Below are 25,256 nucleotides of genomic sequence, written 5' to 3' on the forward strand. Positions count from 1 at the left end.
TTCTGATTATTCCAGAAAACATTGTCAATGTGAGAGTGGAGTCTGTTTTTTAATCTGTTGCACCGCCGCAATTCTGGCGTCGCGTATGGCTTCTGGGATGCGTTTGGGCTGATCTTTACAGAGCTGTGCAATTTCACCGCCATTCACTTGCTGCGCTGCATTCAGTGCCTGTTCTAAAAATGCAGTTTGTGGAAATTCTGTGTTTTCAAGGCCCGCACGACCAAAACAATCACACTCGGCCGCCCGCAGCATGTCGCTAAAACGTTGTGGTTTACGGAATGCATCATTGCGGGACAGAAAATCGACGATAGTCGACGCACGCATTTCAAACGCGCGCCCAACATTGCCATGATCACGCGCGGTCATGTAAGCCAGATCGCGGCAATCTGACGGTACTTTCAAGCGTTGGCAGACGATATCGACCAGCTTTGCGCTACGCTCCTCGTGACCGTGATGCTTTGGCCAGAGTTCTGCAGGTGTTGTTCCTTTGCCTAAATCATGCATCAGGGCAGCGAACCGGATCGGCAGCGAATATCCCTGTTGCGCCGCATAATCGACGACCAGCATGACATGAACACCGGTATCAATTTCGGGATGATGTTTTTCCGGTTGCGGCACGCCCCACAGCGCATCCAGTTCGGGCAGTAATCGTTTCAGAGCACCGCAGGCGCGCAAGACTTCAAACATACGCGATGGTTTGACCTCCATCAGACCGCGCGCCAGCTCTTGCCAGACGCGCTCTGGCACCAGCGCATCGACTTCCCCGCCTGCCACCATTTCTTGCATCAGCGCATTGGTTTCGTCGGCAACGGTAAAGTTGTGCGGCGGTAAGGCGAAGCGCGCAGCAAAGCGCGCAACCCGCAGTATGCGCACCGGGTCTTCCGCAAATGCGGCAGAAACATGGCGGAATACGCGTCGTTGCAAATCCTGCTGACCACCAAACGGATCGGTAATCTGGCCGTTGCTGTCTTGCGCCATCGCGTTCACCGTCAGATCGCGTCGGATTAAATCCTGTTCCAGTGTGACATTGGCATCGGTATGAAAAACAAAGCCTTTGTAGCCCGCGGCTGTTTTGCGTTCGGTGCGCGCGAGCGCATATTCTTCGTGGGTTTTCGGATGCAGAAACACCGGGAAATCTTTACCCACGGCCTGAAACCCATCCCGGATCATTTCTTCCGGCGTACTACCGACGACGACATAATCCCTGTCCTGTACCGGCAGTCCCAACAGGGAGTCACGTACTGCGCCGCCGACGATATAGGTTTGTTTCACGCTCATTTTAGCGGGCGGGCATCATGCCAGGGAGCGGATTCCGTTTCGGCCTTGGCTTCCCGTATCCATTGCGCCACGGCCGGGTGCGCGCAGACCCGGTCGGCATACGCTGCCAGTGCCGGGGCTAAGGAAACGCCGTAGGTTTTAAAGCGCGTAACGATAGGCGCAAAATAAGCATCGGCGATCGAGAATGCACCAAACAGAAATTCATGTGCGCCAAACCGTGCGAGGCAATCTTCCCAGATTTCACAAATCCGGCCTATATCCGCCTGCGCGCCGAGGGTATGGCCTTTGCCATGTAAATCAGCCCGGATATTCATCGGCATGTCAAAACGCAGCGAAGAAAATCCGGCATGCATTTCAGCGCAGATGCTACGCGCAAATGCACGTGCTGCTGTGTCTTCCGGCCATAAATTTAATAACGAAAACTGTTCGGCTAAAAATTCACAGATCGCCATCGAGTCCCAGACCGTAATATCGTTGGCGATCAGCACCGGCACTTTTCCCGCCGCCGAATATTCTGAAATTTTTGCCGTGGTATCAGGCTGATCCAGATGTATGCGTATCTCTTCAAATGGAATACCAAAGGCTTTCATGGTCACCCAGGCGCGCATGGACCACGACGAATAATTTTTATTTCCTATCACCAGCACCATGCGAGAGCGGCGTTCATCCATCAGCTCAGCCAGCGCGGGAAGTATTTCAGTATCTTGCATTATTTGTTGACTCATCAGGTATTTCGGCATCAGTAGCGGACATGCCTTTCGGTACTACAATGCCGAGACGGGCTTTCAGCGATTGTGGTTTTTTCTCGAACAATGCCGCGTAATAAGTTGCGTTAGACAATACATTTTTGACGTAACCACGGGTTTCTGCAAATGGAATGGTTTCAGCAAAAATGGCACCTTCCACTGGCCGCGTCAGTTTCGCCCGCCACGCGCGTGGACGGCCAGGGCCGGCGTTATAGGCTGCCGATGCCAGCGCCTGTGAGCCGCCCAAGTCGGTCAGCACCATGTTGAGGTAATTGGTACCAAGGGCAATATTCGTATCGATATCATTGACCTGTTCCGGCACGAAATTACCCAGCCCAATTTTTTTGGCGACGTAGCGGGCCGTCGCTGGCATGATTTGCATCAATCCCGATGCGCCGACATGTGATTTCGCATGCATGACGAACCGCGACTCCTGACGGATCAGACCATACACCCACGCCATATCGAGTCCGAGTGCCTGTGTGGTTTTGTACATGCTGTCGTTGAACGGCGTAGGGTAGCGCTGGTTGAAATCGAATTCGCCCCGGGTGCGGTCAGAGGTATTCACCATGCGGTCCAGCATATTGTTTTTACGCGCCAGTTCTGCCGCAGCCAGATGCTGCCGCTCTGTCATTTTGCGCAATTCCCAGTTCCATTCCCGCGTGCCTTCTAGCCGCAGATTCATGGAATAAAATTTCAGCGCTCGTTGCAAATTCGGATTGCGTTCCACCGCTGCCAGTTCATCGGCAGTGACAGGTCTGGAAGTCAGAGGCACTCCGACTTTCTGACCGTTTTCTTCCAGCGCGAGTTGGCCATAGAAATGAATCTGATCAGCGATGCTGGCAAATAACTGCCGCGCTTCTTCGTTTTTTCCTTCGGCTTTCAGCGCACGTCCCAGCCAGTAAATCCAGGCCGGTTCATTTTTCAGTGAAGCAGGCATTAGCGCGATTGTTGTCTTAACGATTTTCCAGTCGCCTTCACGCAATGCAGTACGCACCCGCCATTGGTAGGCTTCCTGCGACAAGGTGGCGCCATCCGCGCGTACCCAGTAAGCCAACGCTTCCGGTTCTAATTTCAGCGCCGACTGTAAGGCAATTTGCGCCCACGCATTCGCGCGTTCGCTGTCGTTGAGTTTGGCGCTGAAACGCGACAATTTTTCTGCCGCGTCTTCGGAGTCTGATTTCGCTGCGCGACCCAGCGCGATGACGAACAACTCTTTGGAAATCCGGTTATTTTCCGGCCCGGTTTTTAACAGACTCGCAGGTTTCTCCAGTGCCGCGCTCAGCTTTTTCTCCGGCAAATCCAGTAATTTCCCCAGGCGTTGTGCCAGCGGTACGGCACCGTATTCTGCTGCCATGCGTATCTGTGTCCACAAATCCGCCTGACTGAGCTGGCCATTTGCCGCCAGATAGCTCACCAGACTGTAACAGCCCTCGCCATAATCACGCGGCGCGTTCAGCAAGGCTTTGGCTTCGGTTGCCACTTTCTGCTGTTTATATGCTTTCGATAACAGTGCATAGCAACGCAACTGATTATCATCGGCCACCACAAACTGTGGATATTGCTGATCAAATAAATCCCATTCGCCGCGTTTGCCTAACAAAGATAACCAGTCATTGCGCAAGCGGTCTGCGATGGCGCTGCCTTCGTATTTGCTGATAAATTCGCGGAATTCTGTATTCGATGCCCGCTGCAGATGCGAGCGCAGGCGGTAGTAATCGACATACGATGGGATTTCATATTGCGCCAGTGCCGGCGCATGCTGCTCGGCACTTGCCGCATCTTCATGCAAGCCTGCATCGCGTAAGGCCATGAAGCGATCATCATCATTGATGAAACTCTTTTTGGGAGAGGCCGCATACGCACTGGGTAAAACACTCAAACCTGCTAAGATCATGAGGCTACATTGCGCTAATTTATTTTTCACAGACATCTTTGTATCGCTATCAAAATCTATTTCTGACAGTATGACACAGCCACCTCTGAGCGGACACACCAGCCTCGCAGAACTTAGCCAGAATCGCAGCGCCTTGCGACGATATTTATTAGATTGCCGTCGTCAGCTTGACGCAGCTGTGCGCCAGCAATGGGACGCACAAATCGCAGATCATTTACTGGCGTGGTGCCGTCAGGAAAAACCCGCCAGTCTGGCCGTTTACTGGCCGATACAGGCTGAGCCGGACTTGCGTTCCTGCTACGCCGCGATTGCTGGAATGGGAATACAACTCGCATTGCCCTGGGTTAGCGCGAAAGAGGCACCTTTGCGCTTTCTCGCCTGGCGCGAAGGGGATGCGATGCTGACGGATGACTACGGCATTCCTTTACCGGCGCAACGCAATCATCTGGTGACGCCAGCTGCACTGCTGATTCCCTGCGTTGGTTTTAATACCGATCGCTATCGTCTCGGTTATGGTGGTGGGTATTACGACAGAACGTTGCCCGGTCTGCCGGATGCGGTCAGCCTCGGCATCGCCTATCAATGCGCCTGCGCCGACTTTGCGCCGGGTGAACACGACATCCCGATGACGCAGATCATCACCGAAACCGGATGTCTGGCTTGAGTCAGCTGGTGCAACAGAGCTATTTTCGGCGTTTTATGTGCTTTATATACTCCCGGGGAGTATATATTTACCCCCTTATTTTTCGCTGACAAGAGCGTGATTTTGATAAAAAAGAGGGGGAGTATGCTAAAAATCGGTGTTTTTTATGATGCGGGAGTACTGATCCGATATCAAAACAGGGAAGATAAGGGCGCAACAACAAGTGCATTGATACGCCCCGCGATGCGATCAGCAATGTCGTTCTTTAAAACCCCAGCGCCTTACCATCTGGATTGCGCGAATCAGAAAAGCCGTAAAACACGCCATCGCTGATTTGTATGGTCTGGGTTTTTCCTATGACAGGCGCTTGTTTCAGATTCTGGCCTTTGTCCGCCAGTATTTTGAGCGTATCGGCGCTGATGCCTTTTTCAAAATACAGCTGATCCGGCATCCATTGCTGGTGGATGCGTGGCGCGATCGTTGCTTCGGCGACGTTCATGCCGTGGTCGATCACATTTAAGATGGTTTGCAGCGTGGTGGTAATGATGCGGCTGCCACCGGGGCTGCCTGTGACCAGAAACGGTTTGCCATCTTTCAACACTATCGTCGGTGACATCGAGCTCAGTGGGCGCTTACCTGCCTGTATTGCATTAGCGGCGCCGCCGATGAGTCCGAATGCATTCGGTACACCCGCCTTGACGGAAAAATCATCCATCTCATCATTCAACACGATGCCAGTGCCGCTGGCGACAATGCCGCTGCCGAAATTCAGATTCAGGGTGTAGGTCGTTGCAACGACGTTGCCGAATTTGTCGGCCACACTGTAGTGCGTAGTCTGGTCGCTTTCATAGGCTTGTGGTTGGCCTGGCTTGATTTCTGCCGAAGGCGTGGCGCGCTCAGAATTAATTTTTTTGACGAGTTCATCGGCGTAGCTGCGCGCAGTCAGTCCTTTTTTGGGGACGGTGTAGAAATCCGGGTCGCCCAGATATTCGGAACGGTCGGCATAAGCGAGCTTCATGACTTCACTGAGTTGATGTAAGGTCTGCGCGCTGTTGGCACCTTGCTGTCTGAGCGGGTAGTGTTCCAGCATATTCAGCATCTGGATGATGTGCACACCGCCAGAGCTGGGTGGCGGCATGGAAACGATTTCGTAGCCGCGATAATTGCCTTTGACTGGCTGGCGCTCTATCGCCTTGTAATTCTTCAGATCGCTGGCGCTGATAAAGCCTTGATGCTGCTGCACTTCGACGACAATTTTCTTTGCAATCTCGCCTTCGTAAAATGCTTTGGAACCTTGTGACGCTATTAGTCGCAGCGAATGCGCAAGGTCTTTTTGAACCAGCTTTTCACCGGCCTGCAATGGTCGCCCGTCTTTGAAAAAAATCGCCCGGCTGGACGGCCATTTTCCAAGATGCTCACGTTCGGCCTGCAACAATGCAGCGAGATAAGGCGTGACGATGAATCCCTGTTCCGCCAGACGGATCGCGGGTGCGACGACGTCTTTCAGTTTCATGCTGCCGTATTTGCTGAGCGCGAGCTCCAGACCGGCGACGGTGCCGGGCACACCGATCGCCAGATGGCTGTGGGTGGAACTGCCGGGAATAACGTTGCCGCTGGCATCGAGATACATGTCTTTGTGGGCTTTTTCCGGCGCGCTTTCACGAAAATCGAGGGCGATCTGTTTTCCGGAGCGACTATCGTGAATCACCATGAAGCCGCCGCCGCCGATATTACCGGCATTCGGCAGCACAACTGCGAGAGCGAATCCGGTGGCGACTGCCGCATCGACAGCGTTGCCACCTTGCGCGAGTATTTTTACACCGACTTCACTGGCCAAAGCCTGTTCGGTCGCGACCATACCGTGACGACTGCTGACCGGGCTGATGATGGGGAAATTGGTATCGTAACGGATGTTCGCCGCGATTTGCGCCTGTGCCGGGAGTGGGCTGATGGTGAGACTGATGGCGACGCTGATAGCGAGGCTGAAACCCGTGAAGCTGGCTGCAATGAATGGCGTCAGCCCCGATTTTTTCTTTAGTAACACGCGAATTCTCCGTGATGTCATGTCTGGTGTGCGTTGCATAATGCGCAGCCGACAGTGTATCTGCTTCGTCAGGCGACGAATATATTTCTATCGCATATCGATAGGTGATTTGCACGTGGGGCGTGTGCGATTGACGGGCGATGCGGCGCTCTTGTGCGGATGTGTAAAGAGAGTAGGGGAGCTCAGTCCAGAGCTGTCGTCAAAATAAAAAAGCCACCTCGTAAGGTGGCTTTTCAGCGGTAAAACGAAATGAATTCGCGAGAATTATTTCGCTTCAGTACCGGCTTCAGCTTCAGCAGAAACTGCGCCTGCTGGTACAGTTGCGATAGCGATAGTGATATCACCACCGTGTACAACAGCTGTTACGCCTTTTGGCAGTTTCAGGCCAGACGCGTGGATAGATTGACCAGCTTCCAGTTTGGACAGGTCAACTTCAACGAATTCTGGCAGATTTGCTGGCAAGCAGGATACATCCAGCTCAACTGCTACGTGGCTGATGACTGCGCCAGAAGTTTTTACTGCCGGGGATACGTCAGCGTTCACGAAGTGCAGAGGCACTTTAACGTGGATTTCTTTATTTGGATCAACGCGTTGGAAATCAGCGTGCAATACCAATTGTTTGTATGCGTGGACTTGGAAGTCGCGCAACAGAACTTTTTCTACTTTACCGTCAACTTCCAGATCCAGAATAGAAGAATGGAATACTTCTTTTTTCAATGCATGGTACAGCGCATTGTGATCCAGCGTGATAGCGACTGGTGCTTCTGTGCCGCCATAGATGATGCCAGGTGTTTGGCCAGCATTGCGCAGGCGGCGGCTCGCTCCGGTCCCCTGTTCTTTGCGTGCAAATGCGATAACTTTCATGGTGTTACTCCAAAAAATGCAAAACGGTTTGTCGTTTTGCGATAAAGAATCCCCGCGACCAGGGATTCATAAAAAAGCGCCGTCAGATAAAAGACAGCGCCGAAACTGGTACAAATTAATCCGTGAACAGGGAGATAACTGATTCGCCTTTGGTGATACGGCGGAAGGTTTCTGCCAGCAAGCTGTCGCAAGACAGTTGACGGATTTTCGGGCATGCGCGCGCTGCCTCGGATAATGGAATCGTGTCCGTCACCACCAACTCGTCGAGCGGTGATTGGGTAATGCGCTGGATGGCCGGACCGGATAATACCGGATGCGTGCAATACGCCAGCACTTTTTTGGCGCCACGTTCTTTCAATACTTCTGCTGCTTTGGTCAGCGTACCTGCGGTATCGACCATGTCATCCATGATCACGCAGTTACGGCCTTCGACTTCACCAATGATGTTCATGACTTCTGACACATTGGCTTTCGGACGGCGTTTATCGATAATCGCCAGATCGCAGCCGAGGCGTTTTGCCAGAGCGCGGGCACGTACCACACCGCCGACGTCCGGGGAAACAACCAGCAGGTTGTCATAGTTTTTCGAGACCAGATCGCCCAGCAAAATTGGCGACGCGTAGATGTTATCGACCGGAATGTCGAAGAAACCCTGAATCTGATCGGCATGCAAATCCATGATCATGATGCGGTCAACGCCGGCTTCTTCCAGCATGTTCGCGACCACTTTGGCAGAAATCGCAACACGCGCTGAGCGTGGGCGGCGATCCTGACGGGCGTAACCGAAGTAAGGAATGGCTGCTGTAATGCGACCAGCAGAAGCACGTTTGAGTGCATCGACCATCAACATGATTTCCATCAGGTTGTCGTTGGTTGGAGCACAGGTGGATTGTAAAACGAAGACATCTTTACCACGGACATTTTCATTAATCTCGACCATTACTTCACCGTCGGAGAATTTTGAAACATCTGCTTTACCTAGAGGAATGCCCAGTTGTTTGACGACTCCAGCTGCTAATGCCGGATTGGCATTGCCAGTGAAGACCATCATGTTGTCATTTGCGCGCGCGTTTGCCATGGCGGGACCTATTGGCTGAATTTTTTGAGGACCTGATTTATTTGCATAGACTTTTTGCAAAAAAATCAAAAGTAAAAACTAAAAAAGCCGCCGCAGAATCTATGCGGCGGCTTTAATTTTAATGGCAGGGGAAGAAGGATTCGAACCTTCGCATGCCGGAATCAAAATCCGGTGCCTTAACCAGCTTGGCGACTCCCCTACTCAACCGTTTGTCTGTCGTCCAGAATCGACCGCTATTTTAGCGTCAAATCGGCATCAGACCAAATCTTTTTTACTTCTGCTTCATTCATCCATAGGATGGCGATTCAGTGCTTTTGCTTTCCACGATGTCCAGCGTTCAGGCATTTGCGCTATCACTTTGTCTGCTGCCGATTCGTCGGCAAAAGCACAAAAAACACAAGATCCTGATCCTGTCATCTTCGCGTTTCCGAATTGTGACAGCCATCTAACCGCTTCGTCAACCTCAGGAAACATTGCGCAGGCAACTGTTTGCAGATCGTTTTTCCAGAACATTTCTGCATTGCTGGAAAAGTCCGCTATTCTGACGATCTTACTGTCTCTTGTCAACTCCTTTGCCGAAAAAATTGCAGGTGTCGGCACTTGCACGCCGGGTTCGATGACGACGAACCAGCGTTCCGGCGTCTGAATTGCCTGCAATTCTTCACCGACGCCTTCCGCAAAAGCATTTTCGCCAAAGATAAAAAACGGTACATCGGCACCGAGCTGCAAGCCCAGCGACATCAGCTCCGTTTTACTCAGACCTGTGTGCCACAAACGGTTTAGTGCTATCAGTGTGGTGGCTGCATCGGAGGAGCCACCGCCCAGTCCGCCACCCATAGGCAGAATTTTATGCAGTGTCAGATTGGCGCCGAGTGGGCATCCGGTTTTTTCTTGTAGCAGGCGCGCGGCGCGCACGATCAGATCGGTTTCTGCCGGCACACCGGGAATATCGTTGGAGCGGATGATCTGACCATCGTCGCGAACTTCAAAGTCCAGCGTATCGCAACGGTCTATCAGTTGAAATGCGGTTTGCAGCAAGTGGTAGCCATCGGCACGCCGACCGGTCACATGCAAAAATAAATTCAGTTTGGCGGGTGCCGGGCAGGCAAGGAGTCGTTGCGTCATGGGTTCTGTGGCGCTTCAATAAAAATGTTCAGGGTTACTTCGCCGGCACTCGTGGTGTAGCGATTTAAATCAATCCGCTTGGGGGAATTTGTCGATTCGTGCCAACTCGCGTAGCGGATATTCCAGCCGTCGCTAATGATGGTCTGATCACTGGCTGTCAGCGCGGTTCTGCTGCCATCAGGCTGACGGACAAAGCCTTGCAGCCAATCGCGCATACCGGACACCGGCAGCGGCCAGCGCAGTGCATCGGCAAGTAGCTGATCCAGATTGTCTGCCTGCTGCGGCATTTTGCCTTCCTGCTCGAGTAATGCGCCACGCTCGTTCTGGGTGATTTTGGCGATCGTTTGTCCAACCGGAGAGAACAATGTGATCTGCAAGCTGTTGCCGGTTTGTTCCCACTCGAAACTGCCGGGCAGGTTTTGCGGTTTGTTGTTGTGTTCGTAGCGAACGGAGATTTTACCGTTCAGGTGTATGGTTTCCTGGTAGTTGCGGGTTGCCTTGGGAGCTTGTTCTGTGCTGCTGACATTAGCGTTTGGAAGGCTGCTGCACGCACTGCTGAGAAGCGCGCCGGATAAGCCTGTCAGAAGCATGAAAATGCGGGAGTATCTGTTCATGATGCTCTGGAGCCCTTTATTTTATTGGACTATATTAAAAATAATGCATATACCCCACCGGAGTATATGCATTATCTGAAGGTCTTGACTGAGCGCTTACAGCTTCACATTCAGGCGTTCCAGCGTATTTTTCAGGGAAGTGTTTTTCGGGTCTTTGGTACGACCTTCACGCCAGATTTTGCGTGCCGCATCTTTCTGACCTTGTGTCCATAACAGCTCGCCAAGATGGGCGGCAATATCGGTATCGGAGCGCAATTCATAAGCGCGGCGCAAGGCTTTTTCTGCGTCATCAAATTGCCCGAGGCGGAATTTCACCCAGCCTAAACTATCCAGAATGAATGGATCATCCGGCGATAATTCGTTTGCCTTTGCGATCAGTGTCAGCGCTTCATCAAGGCGGATATTTCTGTCGGCAAACGAGTATCCGAGCGCATTGTAAGCATGCTGGCTCTTTGGCTCAATGCTGATCACGCGCCGTAAAACCTGTTCCATTTCTGCATACTTTGATTGTGATTCGAGCAGCATTGCGTAGTCATACAGCAGGTCTGCATTATCCGGATGGGCTTTGATCGCGTTTTGCAGAACCTGATCGGCTTCTGCTGGCAGACCGCTGTCGCGCAGAATTTGCGCTTCGGTTTGTATGATCTGCAGTTGTTCAGACGGATTTGCCGGTTTGAGGTCTTTCAGCAATTGTCGCGCACTGTCGAGCTTGCCATCGCGGGCATATAAGTTTGCCCGCCGCATCTGTACATTAAACCATGCAGAATTGCGGCCATCAAAGGATTCAACCTTGCTCAGCCATTCTTGTGCGGCTTTGTAGTCCTTGCGTTCGAACGCGATTCTGGACAGATTCAGCAGCACTGGTGTGGTGTCGCGGTCTTCACCTTTGGTTTCGACGATTTTCAGATGCTGCATGAAATATTCTTCGGCTTGTTGCGGCTGTTTTTTCTCCATCGCCAGCAAACCGAGTGTGTAAATCGCGCTCAGATCATCGGGTTTGTCGCGCAAAATATGCTCAAACTCGACACTGGCTTTGTCCAGTTGTTTTAAATCGATCAGGATACTGGCATAGGCCAGGCGGACATCGCGCGCATCCGGATTTTTTGCAAGAAATGCCGCCATCGCTTTGGCGGCATCTTTTTGCGACGATGCCTGTGCGATGGTGAGTATCGCCAGTTGCGAATCGGTTTTGGTTTTCAGAACCAGTTGCGCTTCTTCAACGGCACGTTTGTTGTCACCTTTGCTGTAAGCGCCTTGCGCCAGCGCCAGATGGGCTTCCGGCAAGGTTTTGTAGGGCGCTAAGGTTTCTTCCAGTACGTCAAATGCGGCATTTTTATCACGTCCGCGTGCCAGCAGACGCTGGGTTTGCAACATGATGACGCCGTATTGTTTCGGGTCAGCTTCTTTGAGCTTTTCCGAAAACACTTTCTGGATTTCGCCCAGATTATTATTCATGACCATGAAGCCCAGATAATACTGGGTCGCTTCATTTGAGTTTGGTGCCAGTTCGCGCCACAGACGGATTGCTGCCAGCGCTTCGCCGGGTTGTTTCGCACTCAGGGCAATTTCCGCTGAACGCTTTGCCAGACGCGGGTCGCTGGTTTGCTGAGCGGTGCTCATCAGAGTGATATACGCTGCCTGCCAGTTACCGCGTTGATACGCGATTTCTGCTGTCAGTATTTTGTATAACAACTCGTCTGTCAGGGCGACCGCCGGTAGTTTATCTTTGTTTTCGACAATCGTCGGGCTGGCGCCGTTCAGATCCTGATCGGCAGACAGAGCCGCTTTCGCTGCATCGCTGACATGATGGGTGTCTTCGGATTTAAAATTATGTAATCCGCCGATGCCGGCACAGGCAGACAGCAGCGCGGCGCAACTGAGGTAAGCCGCCGGACGAAGTACGGATACAATAGATGTGGTGACAAATGCAGAGATAGTTTTCAAGACGAACCCGAAATGAACTGTGGATGGCTGATTTTACGCCGAAGTAGCCAACGCGTGGGAGCTGACACGCCTGACCCTGTTTCAAATTGTACATAGCGATGACTCATGTTCACGCACATGAATGCCGCCTTACTTTCTGAACTCTGCAAAATTAGAAACTTCATTGATATAAAAGTTCCAGACTATGCCCGAATTACCTGAGGTTGAAGTGACACGTCGTGGCGTTGCGCCCCATTTAACCGGGCAGCGGGTGACCGCTGTGATCATGCGGCGCGCTGGCTTACGCTGGCCTTTTCCAGCAGATTTACCTGCTTTGCTGACGGGGCACACCATACTTGCGACAGGGCGGCGCGGTAAATATCTGTTGCTCCATTTTCAGCATGGCACGGTGCTGATCCATTTGGGAATGTCGGGGCATTTGCGTATTTTGCCAGCGACAACGCCGCCAGAAAAACACGATCACATTGATATCATCGTCGGCGGGCAGGCGTTGCGGATGACGGATCCGCGTCGTTTTGGCGCGGTACTCTGGCATGCCTTGGCGGATGGGGATCTCGATCATCATGTCTTGCTGAAAAATCTGGGTGTTGAACCGCTGGAAGATCAGTTCAATGCAGAGTTGCTGTTTCGCCAGACCCGACAGCGCAGTGCTGCGATCAAGCAGGTATTGCTGGCAGGCGATATCGTGGTCGGCGTTGGCAATATTTACGCATCGGAAAGTCTGTTTAAAGCAAAAATTAATCCGAAAACACAGGCAAAACGCATCAGTCTTGCCCGTTATCGTTTGCTGGCCGAGGCGATACGCGAAACCTTAGCCGCAGCGATAGAGCAGGGTGGCAGCACCTTAAAAGATTTCGTCGGAGTTGACGGACAAAGCGGCTATTTTCAGCAAAATTACTTCGTCTATGATCGCGCAGGTGAAGATTGCCGGCTTTGCGGGCAGACTGTGCGCAAAATATTGCAAGGGCAGCGCAGCAGCTTTTATTGTACGAATTGTCAGAAATAAATCGCATTTGTGTTTCGAATTGTGAGTGAAAGCTGGATTTACGGGTATTTTTTCGTCCACCCATATATACTTGAACGAATAAGAAATTAACCGAGGGAAACATGAGCAATCTGGTCCAAAAATTCCAAGAATACAGTGAGTGGCGCAAGGGAGTTGTACGTGCACTTGAACAGTATCGCGCCTGGACGAATGGATCGGATATGGCCGATACGGCGACAGATCAGCGACTTGCGCGCCTGATGGAACGTCTGGTTGACGATAAATTGTCGATCGCTTTTGTGGCGGAATTTTCGCGCGGTAAATCTGAACTGATTAACGCGATTTTTTTTGCCGATTACGGTCAGCGCATTCTGCCTTCTTCAGCAGGGCGCACGACGATGTGTCCGACAGAATTACTGTATGACGACACGATTCCGCCATGTATACGCCTGTTGCCGATAGAGACCCGCGCAGAGGCACAGTCCACCAGCGAATACAAAGGTCAGAGCCACGTCTGGAAAGTGCTGCCGCTGAATATCAGTTCCGGTGATGGCATGCTGGAAGCATTCAAGCAAGTCAGTCTGACCAAGAAAGTCAGCATCGAGATGGCTAAGCAATATGGCTTGTTTGATGAAGATGACCCGGATGCCGCGCTGGAAATCGACGAAAACGGCATGGTGGAAATTTCTCAATGGCGTCATGCCATCGTGAACTTCCCTCATCCTTTGTTAAAAGAAGGCCTGATCATTGTTGATACGCCGGGCTTGAATGCGATCGGTACTGAGCCTGAACTGACGCTGAATCTGATTCCGAATGCGCATGCCGTCTTGTTTATTCTGGCAGCTGATACCGGTGTCACCAAGAGTGATATTGATGTCTGGCGTAACCATATCGGTGGCGGGCCAGGACGCATGGTCGTACTGAACAAGATCGACAGCATGTGGGATGAGTTGCGCACACCGGAAGAAATTGAAAAGCAGTTGTCGCGTCAGGTGACTACCGTTGCGCATACGCTGGCGATTGAAGAAAAGCAGATTTTTCCTGTGTCAGCACAAAAAGGGCTGGTCGCCAAGATCAACAAAGATGCGCCTTTACTGGCGAAAACCCGCTTGCCCGCACTGGAATACGCGTTATCGAAAGAGTTGATTCCGGCTAAACAAGACATCATCCGCGCCCAACTGGAATCCGATATCCATGAAATCGCTGCTACGCAACAGGCCATCATTTCATCGCGCGGCCGGAACGTCGTGGAGCAAATGCTGGAGCTCAAAGGTTTGCGCGGCAAAAACATGAATGTGATCGAACACATGATGAAACGTGTCGACGCAGAGAAAAAAGAATTTGATGCGAGCCTGATCCGTATGCAGGGAACACGTTCCGTCTTTACTCGCCTGTCGACCGAGGTCTACACCAATCTAGGCATGGATATTTTGCGTGAAGAGATACGCAAGACCCGTGAAGCGATGGAAAAAAGTTATTTGTCGCTGGGCTTGCGCGAGTCAATCAAACACTTCTTTGCGCAGGTGCGCCTGAATCTGATTGAGTCCAATAAAAAGACGGATGAAATATCAGAAATGATGGTCGTGATGTACCGTAAATTCTCGACCGAACATGGCCTGGCCTTATCAGCACCGATGCCGTTTTCTCTGGATAAGTACATCAAAGAACTGGACGCAATCGAAGTCGTATATCAAAAACAATTTAACGCGACGACCATGCTGACGAACACCCGTGTCGCCCTGATGCGTAAGTTTTTCGATTCTGTTGCGGCGCGCGTAAAGCAAAACTTTTTACAGGCAAATAAAGATGTGGAAGCCTGGCAGAAAGTGGTGATGGCACCGTTAGAAGCGCAAATCCGTGAACACAAAAATCAACTGAAAAACCGCATGCAGTCGATACAACGGATACACGTTGCGACCGATAGCCTGGAAGATAAAATTGCCTCATTCGAAGCGCTGCAAGCCGAGGTGGATGCACAGAAGCAGGGTTTGCAACAGATGCAGGACAATTTGAAAGCAGCATTGAGCGCAGACTTGAAAAACCTGAAGGTCGCGGCATAAGTCGAGAATTAATGAAACGTCGTATTCCGGCGGCTGCGGCCGCCAATTTTATTCACCCTGAATTTGTTGATCCCGATTTTTCTGCAACGGTGATCCGGTGGCAGAAACAGCATGGCAGACATGGATTACCCTGGCAGCAAAGCCGCGACGCCTACCGCGTCTGGTTATCCGAAATCATGTTGCAGCAGACGCAGGTCAGTGCAGTGATTCCGTATTACCAGAAATTTCTGCAAAGCTTCCCTACCGTATCTGATCTCGCCGCCGCACCAGCCGAGGCTGTGATGGCGCACTGGAGCGGACTCGGCTATTACACCCGCGCCCGCAATCTGCATCAGTGCGCAAAGCAGGTGGTGGAAAAATATCAGGGACAATTTCCCGCAGACCAGACTTTGCTCGAACAATTGCCGGGCATAGGTCGTTCTACTGCCGCCGCGATTACAGCATTTTCGTATGGTACGGTGGCGGCCATCCTCGACGGTAATGTTAAACGCGTGTTTGCAAGGGTATTCGGTATTGCCGGTTACCCCGGCAGTAAAGTCATCGAGGACAGTATGTGGCAACGTGCGCTCGCGCTGTTGCCGGACGAGGGTATTGAATCCTACACGCAAGGTCTGATGGATCTCGGCGCCACCTTGTGTACCCGCAGCAGCCCTGCTTGCGGACGTTGTCCTTTGCAGGCGCGCTGTGTCGCCTTTGCGGAAGGCCGTACCGCCGAATTGCCGACTCGTAAACCGAAAAAACTGGCGAAAGAAAAGCGCGCTGTGATGCTGCTGTTGCTGGATCAGAACCGGGTTTTATTAGAGCGGCGGCCCGATAGCGGTATATGGGGCGGCTTGTTGTCCTTACCGGAGGTTGACGGCATGCAGCCATACGTCCGGACGGAGGAGGATACCGGCGATACCGCTGCGGTATTCTCGGTGGTGACCCCCGCCTTGCTGGCGCTGACTGCGCGCTTTGGTGAAGTTGAAATCCGTCGTGAATTGCCAGTGATTGAGCATGTCTTCACGCATTTCAGATTGCATATTCATACGGTGCTTGCTGAACTGTCGCAGCATGCGCCGCAAGTGCCTGAGAACAGTTACGTGTGGCTGGATTTACAGCAGGCCGCTGAGGCCGGTGTGCCAGCCCCGATCAAGACTCTATTGCAGTCTTTAGCACAGGCGGAATTGCAACTCTGATTTATCTTGTTGCCTTGCCATTGCTGACTCATCGCCGTTTCCACGGTTTTCGTCGCTGATTTCGTTGTTTTATCGCAAGACGGACTTTTTATATATTGTTCGCTTTACACTACGCTCCTCGATATTGTTTATTCAGGAGACCACCTTGCGAAAGCATATTTTCCTTGCGGTTTTTGGTATTTTTTCAGCCGGTGCGTCGTTCGCCGCTGATACCGTCACCAGCCCCTGCCGTTTACCTGAATTTCCTCAGGAATTACGATGCGGAAAAGTTCAACGGCCGTTGAATCCGGCGGAGCCGGGCGGCAAAAAAATCGATGTGCATTACGTTGTATTGCCTTCGCAGGATAAAAATAAACTGCCTGATGCCGTGTTCTTGCTTGCCGGTGGTCCGGGGCAGAGTGCGATCAGTCTCGCCAGCTTTGGGCAGGCCATGTTCAGCCGTTTAAATAAGCGGCGTGATCTGGTCTTTGTCGATCAGCGTGGTACCGGACGCAGCGCCTCGCTGGCTTGCCCTGAACTAGAAAATTCACCAGACGTTGCCGATGACGTGCAGATGCAAAAGCAATCAGACGCTTGTCTGGCGCGTTTAAAAACCTTGCCGCACGGTGATCTGCGTTTTTACAGTACCAGTATCGCGGTGCAGGATATTGAAGCGGTGCGCAAGCAACAGGCGTACGACAGAATTAATCTGGTCGGTGCTTCGTATGGCACTCGCGTAGGTCTTGAATTTGCCAGACAATTTCCCCTTTCAGTGAAGCGCATGGTACTTGATGGCGTGGTGCCGCCGGATATGAGTCTGCCGGCCGCTGATGCGCAGGCTGCACTGGATGGCGTGTTTCAGGATTGCGCCCGGCAAGCATCGTGCAACGCGGCTTATCCGGCGCTGGCACAGCAGTGGAAAAGTTTAACCACGCGCATGCCGCAATCTGTCAGTGTCACGCATCCACGCCTGGGGACACCGTTGAAATTCAATATGACGCATGATGTTCTTTTGAGTCTGGTGCATAAGACCTTGTATGCACCGACAACGGTCGCCGGTTTGCCGTATGCGCTGACGCAGGCAGGTCAGGGCAACTACCAGCCGCTGGTTACTTTGAGTGGCGCTACGAATCTGCCCGGCCCGGCAGGAATTAATTACGGCATGCATTTTTCGGTCTGGTGTTCCGAGATATTTGCGCGCTCCTTAGCTCCTCCTAAAGATGAATTTGAAAAGCTGATGACGGATATGTATCAGCGCACTTGTAAAAACTGGCCACGCGCCAGTATTCCGGCGGAATTTTTCTCGATTCCAGCAGCACAGTCACCAGTCATGTTGCTGAGCGGTGGCATTGATCCGGTCACGCCTATACGGCATGGTGCAGCCGTTGCGAAAGCATTGGGTTCGCAGGCTGTGCATATCACGATAGAGAACGCTGGTCATGGTTTGCTGGCGCAAGGTTGCGTGCGGGATGTGGTTTATCGTTTTCTGAACGCCAAAGAAAATACCGATGCGCTGAAAGTTGATAGCAGTTGCGTCCGTCAGATTCCACGACCGCTGGCGTGGCAAGCTCTGCAAGCCGGAAAGGAAGTGCAGCCATGATTATCGTCAACGATTTACATAAGACTTTCGTCAGACAAGGAAAAGTCAGCACAAAAAATATCACCGATATTGCGCGTTTGCTGGGACTGATGAAGAAAAAAAATGAAGTAGTGAATGCCGTCAATGGTGTCAGTTTTACTGCACAGGACGGCGCGATTACTGGCCTGCTGGGCGCCAATGGCGCCGGTAAGACGACTACCTTACGCATGGTCGCCGCCTTACTGAATCCTGATCGCGGTGACATTACGGTCGATGGCATTAAGGTGCAGGCGGGCATTTCATCGACGCAATCGCAGATGGGCGTGTTATCCGATGCGCGCGGCTTGTATCCGCGACTGACGGCTCGCGAGAATATTCACTACTATGGTCTGTTGCATGGCATGTCCGCAGAGCAGGCGGCGCAGCGCACCGAGCAACTGTCGCACTGGCTGGAAATGGGCGCGTTACTGGACAGACGTACCGATGGTTTCAGTCAGGGCGAACGCATGAAAACAGCACTGGCGCGGGCATTGGTGCACGATCCTAAGAACATCATTCTTGACGAGCCAACCAATGGTCTGGATGTTGTGGCGACACGCGCATTGCGAGAATTTTTGCGCTGGTTGCGTTCTGTCGAAGGCGGCGGCAAATGCATTATTTTTTCCACCCACATCATGCAGGAAGTGGAACGTCTGTGTGACGATGTCGTCATCGTGGCACAAGGAAAAAATGTTGCGCGCGGCACCGTTGCCGGCTTGTTGCAACAGGCGGAAGAAAACAATTTTGAAGATGCCTTCGTGAAGCTGGCATTTTTGCAGACCGAAAATGTGACGACTAATGTGACGACTAATGTGACGATGGGAGCGCGCGGATGAAAGCGATGTTAACGATTTTTCGCAAAGAGATAAAAGATGCTTTGCGCGACCGCCGCACGTTGATGACGGCCTTGCTGAGTTCCCTGCTTGGCGTTCCTCTGATGCTGTTTATTTTCTCGACTGTATTATCGCAGGTCGAGTCACAGGAAGAGAAACGCACAGTGCTGGCGGTTGGTATCGAATATGCGCCGCAACTGGAAAATTTCATTTTGCGGCAGGGATATCAGATCAAAGCTGCTCCGGTGGATTATGAGGCCAAATCACGTAGTAAAGAGCTGGATCAGCCAGTGTTACTGGTGCCGCAGGATTTTGAAAAGAAGCTGATGACGGGCGATAAAGCCATTCTCGAAGTTGCGTATGACAGTAATAATCGTCAGGCCGAATTCGGTTTGCGACCACTCAAGCGTTTGCTGGAAGCCTTCACGCAGGAAACCACGCTGATGGGCTTGACCATGCGCGGCATTTCCACCGAATTATTGCAGCGGATTGAAGTCAGGGAACGTCGTTTGCAAAAGCCGGAAGAACGCAAAGCATCGATCACGGAAATGCTGCCGATGATGGTATTGATGGCGATTATCATCGGTGGCATGTATGCCGCGATTGACACTACGGCGGGTGAACGTGAGCGCGGCTCGCTCGAACCACTGATGATGAATCCGGTCAGCGGCTGGCAACTGGCGATAGGCAAATGGGGCGCGGTAGCGGCGGTAGGAATGGGAGTGGTGGTGTTGACGATCTTCAGCTTTTTTCCGTCGCAGTGGCTGATTAAAAATGACACTTTGCGCGCTGAGTTTCAATTCGGTATCAAGGATGCGATCGGTTTTCTGATGGTGCTGTTGCCGTTGGCGGCGAGCATGGCGGCGTTACAGATCGCGATTGCGCTCGATTGTAAAAGCTACAAAGAAGCGCAGGTTCGCAATCAGATCGTGACCATGTTCATTCCGTTCGTCAGCTTGATTCCTATTTTGTTCCCGGGGCGCGAGCCGGCCTGGTTCAAATGGGTGCCGGTGCTGGCGCAGAATCAGATGATGAATCAGGTATTAAAAGGCGAGGTGCTGCACCCGCTGACGGTTGGTATGGCGCTTGCCACTTGTGTTCTGATTACCGTGATTTGTCTGATGTATATTGCGCAGAAAATGCGCAAGGTAGTGATGGTGTAACGCACATTTTAGCGATACTCCCCCCTGTTTTTAGGAAAACCCCGTTGATGTCCTTATAAATAAACGGGGTTTTTATATACTCCGGGGGAGTATATTTTTGCTAAAAATGCTCAGTGCAGCCTGCGGTGTCTGACCAGCACCTGCTCTGAGTGCTGAAAATGGCGGCTCAGTTTTTCTACCATGTACACCGAGCGATGCTGGCCGCCGGTACAACCGATGGCGATAGTCAGGTAACTGCGATTGTCGTCTTTGAACGACGGTATCCATTTCGTCAGAAAAGCCAGAATATCTGCATACATATCCTGCGCCATGGCCTGATTGTCCAGATAGTCAACAACAGGGGCATCACGCCCGGTCAGCGGACGCAGCACCAGATCGTAATGAGGATTCGGCAGCATCCTGACGTCGAAAACATAATCAGCATCAAGCGGTACGCCGCGTTTAAACGCAAATGATTCAAACATCAGCGTTAATGGCGCATGCGGCATGTCGATCATGTTCTTGACCCAGCTACGCAACTGATTGGCGCTCAGGTCTGTCGTGTCGATGACATGGGCTAAGGCCTGAATTTCGGCCAGAATTTCACGCTCTTCTTCTATGCATTCAATCAGGCTTAATTTTTCGACACAAGCATCTTCCCGGATCAGCCGGTGCGACAGCGGATGGCTGCGCCGCGTTTCTGAAAAACGGGCGACCAGCGAATCAGTGCTGGCCGTGAGAAAAAGCATTCTGACTTCGTGTCCGGCCTTCGATAAAATCTGCTTGGTCTGCAGGACGCCGGTCAGCTGGCTGGCGCTGCGCGAGTCAATCGCAACCGCGACCTGCGGTTCATTCGATAAAGTTGTGATTAATTCCGGCAACAGGCTGGGCGGTAAATTATCGACGCAGTAATAGCCTGCATCTTCCAGTACATTCAGCGCGACCGATTTTCCTGAGCCGGAAATACCGGAGATCAGCAGGATTTGCATGTCAGTCTCCCGCCTCCATCGCGCGGCGCTGGCGTTCCATGAAATCTTCCAGTGTATTAATACCGCGCAATTGCAAGATCGTATTGCGTACCGCTGCTTCCAGCAAAACGGCGATGTTACGACCTGCCGCAACCGGGATCACGACTTTGCGTATCGGTAGCCCCAGCACATCTTCGGTATGCGAATCGATAGGCAGGCGCTCGTAATTTTCTTCGAGTGTGCTGCGGCGAACCAGATGCACAATCAGTTTCAGCCGCATTTTGCGGCGTACTGCTGTTTCACCGAAAATTGTTTTGATATCGAGCAGACCCAGACCGCGGACTTCCAGCAGATTTTGTAAAAGCTCAGGGCAGCGGCCTTCTATCATGTTCGGCGCAATGCGGGAAAATTCAACCGCATCGTCCGCCACCAGACCGTGGCTACGGGAAATCAATTCCAGACCCAGCTCGCTTTTACCTAAACCGGATTCACCGGTAATCAGTACACCTACGCCCAGCACGTCCATGAAGACGCCGTGCATGGTGATTTTTTGCGCCAGTTTTTTCGACAGATACACGCGCAGATAATCGATCACCTGCGCCGAAGGATAAGGCGTAGAAAACAGGGCGATATTGTTATCGTCACAGGCAGTCAGAAATTCCGGCGGGGAATCGAGTCCCTGTGCGACGATCAGTGCCGGCGGCTCACCGGCCACCAGTTCCCGGAAAAGGTTGGCGCGGGATGCACTGGATAAACGTTCAAAGTAGGCTAACTCCTGCGGTCCAAGTACCTGAATGCGACCCGGATGAATCAGATTTAAATGGCCAACCTGATCCGCAGACGAGGCTGCATCGCCGATGATTTGTTTATCGGCACCTGCAAAGCCGGCGAACCAGCCGAGTTGCATGATGTCGCGATTGTCATCGTAAATTTTTTGTATCGTTAATTCAGTGAGTAAGGGCATGGATAAGCAATAAAAAAATCAGACGACAACAATATGGTGTGTCAGGAAACGGCGGAAACGTCCGGACGCCAGGCGAGAATTTTTTCGTGCACGACGCTGGCGCTGGCTTCTGCGTTTAATTCGTCACGGAAGCTTTCATTCGACAACATTTCGGCAATTTCTGACAGTATTTCCAGATGTTGTTGCGTCACATTGTCTGGCATTAACAGGAAAATCAGCAGTTTGACAGCCTGCCCATCCGGTGACTCAAACGGAATGCCGTCTTTCAGTCTGACTAATGCTGCGATCGGAGTTTTCAAACCCTTGATGCGTCCGTGCGGGACGGCAACGCCGTGCCCCAGTCCGGTGGAACCTAAGCGTTCGCGCGCAAACAGATTATCGGAGACGGTAGAACGGGCGATGCCGCAATTATTTTCAAATAACAGGCCTGCTTGCTCGAATGCACGTTTTTTACTGGAAATTTCCAGGTCCAGCAGTACGTTGGCGAGGGGAAGAATTTTTGCGATATTCGTCATAGTGCAAGATCGGGTTACAGCAGAGGGTTTGGTGTGCAAAGGCGAGTCCGGTGCGAACCGAATTATAGGCTGCTTTTGGAGGGGGCGGCAAATTAGCGCAACTTCACTGCTGTCTGTTGTTCTTCAACAGTTTTTCAAATTGCTCAACGGGTAAGGGCTTACTAAAATAATAGCCCTGCATTTCCTGGCATCCGGAGTCGGTCAGGAAAAACATTTGCTCTGCATTTTCCACACCTTCGGCGGTAATACTCATACCCAATGCGTTGGCCATCGCAATAATCGCGTGCGTGAGGACGACAGAATCCTGATTTTCCGGAATTTTACTGATAAAGGAGCGGTCAATTTTCAGGTTGTCGATAGGGAAGCGTTGTAAATACGATAAAGAGGAGAAGCCGGTACCAAAATCATCAAGCGAGATACTCACGCCCAGTGCTTTGATTGCGTTGAACATCGGCAACAGGCGATCAATCTCACCCATCAGCAAACCTTCGGTGATTTCCAGTTGTAAAGCCGAAGGCGGTAAGCCGGATTCTTGCAGGGTTGCCGCAATAAAATCGCACAACGTCACATCCTGAAATTGACGCGGAGAAATATTCACGCTGACCACCAGATCGGGAACCAGATTGTCCCGCCAGTATTTTGTTTGATAGCAGACTTGTTCCAGCACCCAGCGCCCTATCGGCAGAATCAGTCCAATTTCTTCAGAAATTGGTATGAACTCATTCGGAGGAATTAAACCCTGGCCGGGCATTTGCCAGCGTATCAGGGCTTCAGCGCCGACGATACGCGATGTTTGCAGAGAAATTTTAGGCTGATAATAAACGAGGAATTCCTGCTCGGTCAGCGCCCGTCGCAGATTCGTTTCCAGCGTGTACCGATGCTGGGCGCGAGTATTTAATTCCGTTGTAAAAAACTGATAGTTATTCCGGCCTGATTCTTTGGCGTGATACATCGCGGAATCCGCGCACAGCATCAGCGTAGAGGCATCCAATCCATCATGCGGCGAGATGCTGATACCGATGGAAGTGCCGAGATAATATTCATTGCCATCGATGATGAAAGGATCGCGCATTCTTGCCAGAACGCGTTCGCTGAGGTCGCGCAGGTATTGCACATCTTCGACATTTTCGGCAACGATCACAAATTCATCGCCACCTAAGCGAGCGAGCAGATCGGTGGTGCGTATGCACGAGCTCAGGCGTTTTGCAACATCGCGCAACAAGCTGTCTCCGGCGGCATGTCCTGCGGTGTCGTTGACGTATTTGAAACGATCGAGATCCAGAAATAATATCGCCACGCGTTGCTTTTTTTGCTGCGAATCAGTGAGCGCCCGGGTCAGTCTTAAATTCAGTTGATGACGGTTCGGCAGACCTGTCAGTGCGTCAAACGATGCCATGAACTTTAACTGCTGCTGCGTTTCCCTGACTTGGGTGGTATCGGTGAACGACAGTAAAACGGCAGAAACGGAAGTGCTGCGGTTTTTAAAAATCGGGAAGCAATTGATCAGTAGCCAGACGATAGAACCATCACTTAATTCCACGCTGGTTGATAAATTCAATATCGGTTTGCCAGTGCGAACAACGGTAGAAGCCGGATCGTCACCGAGTCGGATATCTTTCCCGTCCTCGCTCATCAGACGTTTGAAGTAACGGTGGCGGCGACTGATTTTAGTAATATCGTCTATCTTTAAAATTCTGAGTGCGCTGGGGTTACTGGTCAGGATTTGTCCTCCTGGCGCAATCACCATAATGCCTTCGGACAGATTAGTGACAACGGAGCGATAGCGTTCTTCGCTTTCTTCCAGCGTTTGCTCCATGTTCTTTTTATCGATCGCCAAACCGATCAGATCGCAGGCATCAATGATCATGGCCTGCTCATCCTCACCAGGGCTGTGCCGGTGCCGGTAATAGACGTCCACCGTTCCCAGCACGCTGTTAAAAGCGGTACTGATAGGATAAGACCAACACGCTTGCAAACCATGTTCCAGCGCGCTGGCTTTGAATTTTTCCCACATCGGACTATGTGCGATGTCCTGAACGATCGTCAGGCGGTTGTAATGGACTGCGGCGGCGGCTGTACAGCTGTCTGTGCCAACTTCAATATTGTTGAGCAGGGAAGTGAATGTTTCCGGCAGAGAGGGCGCGGCACCTATCGTGATTTGCTTGCTTGAATGATCAAACAGGCTGATTGCGCAAAGGGCGTTGTTGTCCAGCAAGCGTTCCATGCGGTCACAGACATCTTCCAGTATGTGTACCAAGGGTTTGTCCAGCGCTATCATCTCGAGAATCTCTTTCTCGTGATGCAGTGCTTCGTGAATTCTGCTGGCTTTTGCGTCTAAGGAGTCATTCCCGTTGCGGCTGAATACCTGAAGACCATGCCGGTGCGTTTCACGGGCACTCAGCAATATTGCCGGCTGCCCCTGATAGTCAAAGCTAACGCTGCGGACTTCAATTTCTTGTTGTTGACCATCGAGTGCGATGCATTGATAAAAGTGCAGATCGTCGTGATTGCCGGGTGTCGGTATGATTCCCGCACCGGGCTGTCTGGCGAGTAAGAAAGCCTCAGGCTTTAAGCCCAGCACTTGTACCAGATCAGCGGCTTTTATTAAAGCCAGCCCGGCAGGATTTGCATAAGCGATGCGATTGTCGATCAGGACATAGAAGGCGTCAGGATGCTGTTCCAACAAGGTTGCATGCCATTCGTCATCAAGGATGTACGCAGGAATGTTGCTACTCAGGAGTGGTGGAGGCAATTTCACGACAACAATTCTGGAATCTGTTC

General features: G+C 51.8%; 20 protein-coding genes and 1 tRNA gene. 7 read left to right on the forward strand and 14 right to left on the reverse strand.

Going from position 1 to position 25,256, the window contains the following annotated elements; translation table 11 throughout:
- Nucleotides 1-24: 24 nt before the first annotated feature.
- From H8K26_RS03070 to H8K26_RS03080, 3 genes are read right to left on the reverse strand one after another with little or no spacing between them, the layout of a single operon-like run.
- Complete coding sequence (locus H8K26_RS03070) at nt 25-1,278, reverse strand: multifunctional CCA addition/repair protein (RefSeq protein ID WP_190477209.1); 1,254 nt, start codon at nt 1,276-1,278, stop codon at nt 25-27.
- Nucleotides 1,275-1,988, reverse strand: a complete 714-nt coding sequence (locus H8K26_RS03075) for a glutathione S-transferase family protein (protein ID WP_190477645.1) — start codon at nt 1,986-1,988, stop codon at nt 1,275-1,277. The genes H8K26_RS03070 and H8K26_RS03075 overlap by 4 nt, the downstream gene beginning before the upstream one ends.
- Nucleotides 1,975-3,957: a lytic transglycosylase domain-containing protein gene (locus H8K26_RS03080; protein WP_190477211.1), complete on the reverse strand. Its 1,983-nt coding sequence runs from the start codon at nt 3,955-3,957 to the stop codon at nt 1,975-1,977. The genes H8K26_RS03075 and H8K26_RS03080 overlap by 14 nt, the downstream gene beginning before the upstream one ends.
- A gap of 34 nt (nt 3,958-3,991) precedes the next feature.
- Here H8K26_RS03080 and H8K26_RS03085 point away from each other — a divergent pair, with 34 nt between their 5' ends.
- Complete coding sequence (locus H8K26_RS03085; protein ID WP_223826802.1) at nt 3,992-4,585, forward strand: 5-formyltetrahydrofolate cyclo-ligase; 594 nt, start codon at nt 3,992-3,994, stop codon at nt 4,583-4,585.
- 244 nt (nt 4,586-4,829) lie between these two features.
- On the opposite strand, the gene ggt is transcribed toward H8K26_RS03085, so the two are convergent.
- The 7 genes from ggt to H8K26_RS03120 form a co-directional block, all read right to left on the reverse strand.
- Nucleotides 4,830-6,539: a gamma-glutamyltransferase gene (ggt, locus tag H8K26_RS03090; RefSeq protein ID WP_390366128.1), complete on the reverse strand. Its 1,710-nt coding sequence runs from the start codon at nt 6,537-6,539 to the stop codon at nt 4,830-4,832.
- 333 nt (nt 6,540-6,872) lie between these two features.
- On the reverse strand, nt 6,873-7,472 hold the full coding sequence (locus tag H8K26_RS03095) for a 50S ribosomal protein L25/general stress protein Ctc (RefSeq protein WP_186884708.1): 600 nt from the start codon (nt 7,470-7,472) through the stop codon (nt 6,873-6,875).
- Nucleotides 7,473-7,587: 115 nt separating this feature from the next.
- On the reverse strand, nt 7,588-8,550 hold the full coding sequence (locus H8K26_RS03100; protein ID WP_186884709.1) for a ribose-phosphate pyrophosphokinase: 963 nt from the start codon (nt 8,548-8,550) through the stop codon (nt 7,588-7,590).
- 122 nt (nt 8,551-8,672) lie between these two features.
- Nucleotides 8,673-8,749, reverse strand: a tRNA-Gln gene (locus H8K26_RS03105).
- An 83-nt stretch (nt 8,750-8,832) separates the two neighbouring features.
- Nucleotides 8,833-9,675: a 4-(cytidine 5'-diphospho)-2-C-methyl-D-erythritol kinase gene (ispE, locus tag H8K26_RS03110; protein ID WP_190477213.1), complete on the reverse strand. Its 843-nt coding sequence runs from the start codon at nt 9,673-9,675 to the stop codon at nt 8,833-8,835.
- Nucleotides 9,672-10,289: a lipoprotein insertase outer membrane protein LolB gene (gene lolB, locus H8K26_RS03115; RefSeq protein WP_190477216.1), complete on the reverse strand. Its 618-nt coding sequence runs from the start codon at nt 10,287-10,289 to the stop codon at nt 9,672-9,674. Before lolB ends, ispE begins: the two co-directional genes overlap by 4 nt.
- Nucleotides 10,290-10,385: 96 nt before the next feature.
- Complete coding sequence (locus H8K26_RS03120; RefSeq protein WP_190477217.1) at nt 10,386-12,233, reverse strand: tetratricopeptide repeat protein; 1,848 nt, start codon at nt 12,231-12,233, stop codon at nt 10,386-10,388.
- A 184-nt stretch (nt 12,234-12,417) separates the two neighbouring features.
- Here H8K26_RS03120 and mutM point away from each other — a divergent pair, with 184 nt between their 5' ends.
- The 6 genes from mutM to H8K26_RS03150 all read left to right on the forward strand — a co-directional run bounded on the left by mutM (nt 12,418) and on the right by H8K26_RS03150 (nt 20,049).
- On the forward strand, nt 12,418-13,239 hold the full coding sequence (gene mutM / locus H8K26_RS03125) for a bifunctional DNA-formamidopyrimidine glycosylase/DNA-(apurinic or apyrimidinic site) lyase (RefSeq protein WP_190477219.1): 822 nt from the start codon (nt 12,418-12,420) through the stop codon (nt 13,237-13,239).
- A gap of 101 nt (nt 13,240-13,340) precedes the next feature.
- Nucleotides 13,341-15,278, forward strand: coding sequence for a dynamin family protein (locus H8K26_RS03130; RefSeq protein WP_190477221.1), 1,938 nt, complete (start codon nt 13,341-13,343; stop codon nt 15,276-15,278).
- Nucleotides 15,279-15,289: 11 nt separating this feature from the next.
- The gene (gene mutY / locus H8K26_RS03135; protein WP_190477223.1) at nt 15,290-16,456 is read left to right on the forward strand and encodes an A/G-specific adenine glycosylase; all 1,167 of its coding nucleotides are present in this window, start codon (nt 15,290-15,292) and stop codon (nt 16,454-16,456) included.
- A 145-nt stretch (nt 16,457-16,601) separates the two neighbouring features.
- Nucleotides 16,602-18,035 (forward strand): alpha/beta hydrolase, encoded by a 1,434-nt coding sequence (locus tag H8K26_RS03140; protein ID WP_190477225.1) that lies wholly within the window; start codon nt 16,602-16,604, stop codon nt 18,033-18,035.
- Complete coding sequence (locus H8K26_RS03145; protein ID WP_190477227.1) at nt 18,032-18,889, forward strand: ABC transporter ATP-binding protein; 858 nt, start codon at nt 18,032-18,034, stop codon at nt 18,887-18,889. The genes H8K26_RS03140 and H8K26_RS03145 overlap by 4 nt, the downstream gene beginning before the upstream one ends.
- 5 nt (nt 18,890-18,894) lie before the next feature.
- Nucleotides 18,895-20,049 (forward strand): ABC transporter permease, encoded by a 1,155-nt coding sequence (locus H8K26_RS03150; protein ID WP_190477229.1) that lies wholly within the window; start codon nt 18,895-18,897, stop codon nt 20,047-20,049.
- Between the two features lie 110 nt (nt 20,050-20,159).
- Here the strand turns inward: H8K26_RS03150 and rapZ are convergent, their stop codons facing one another.
- From rapZ to H8K26_RS03170, 4 genes are all read right to left on the reverse strand, one after another.
- A complete protein-coding gene (gene rapZ / locus H8K26_RS03155; protein ID WP_190477231.1) occupies nt 20,160-21,017 on the reverse strand; it encodes an RNase adapter RapZ in 858 nt (285 codons plus the stop codon).
- Between the two features lies 1 nt (nt 21,018).
- Complete coding sequence (gene hprK / locus H8K26_RS03160; RefSeq protein ID WP_190477233.1) at nt 21,019-21,960, reverse strand: HPr(Ser) kinase/phosphatase; 942 nt, start codon at nt 21,958-21,960, stop codon at nt 21,019-21,021.
- 41 nt (nt 21,961-22,001) lie between these two features.
- On the reverse strand, nt 22,002-22,475 hold the full coding sequence (locus tag H8K26_RS03165; protein ID WP_186884721.1) for a PTS sugar transporter subunit IIA: 474 nt from the start codon (nt 22,473-22,475) through the stop codon (nt 22,002-22,004).
- Between the two features lie 103 nt (nt 22,476-22,578).
- Complete coding sequence (locus tag H8K26_RS03170) at nt 22,579-25,233, reverse strand: putative bifunctional diguanylate cyclase/phosphodiesterase (protein WP_190477235.1); 2,655 nt, start codon at nt 25,231-25,233, stop codon at nt 22,579-22,581.
- Nucleotides 25,234-25,256 lie beyond the last annotated feature (23 nt).

It is taken from the genome of Cognatundibacterium aquatile (assembly GCF_014699135.1).
In the GTDB taxonomy this organism is placed as follows: Bacteria; Pseudomonadota; Gammaproteobacteria; order Burkholderiales; family Burkholderiaceae_D; genus Undibacterium; species Undibacterium aquatile.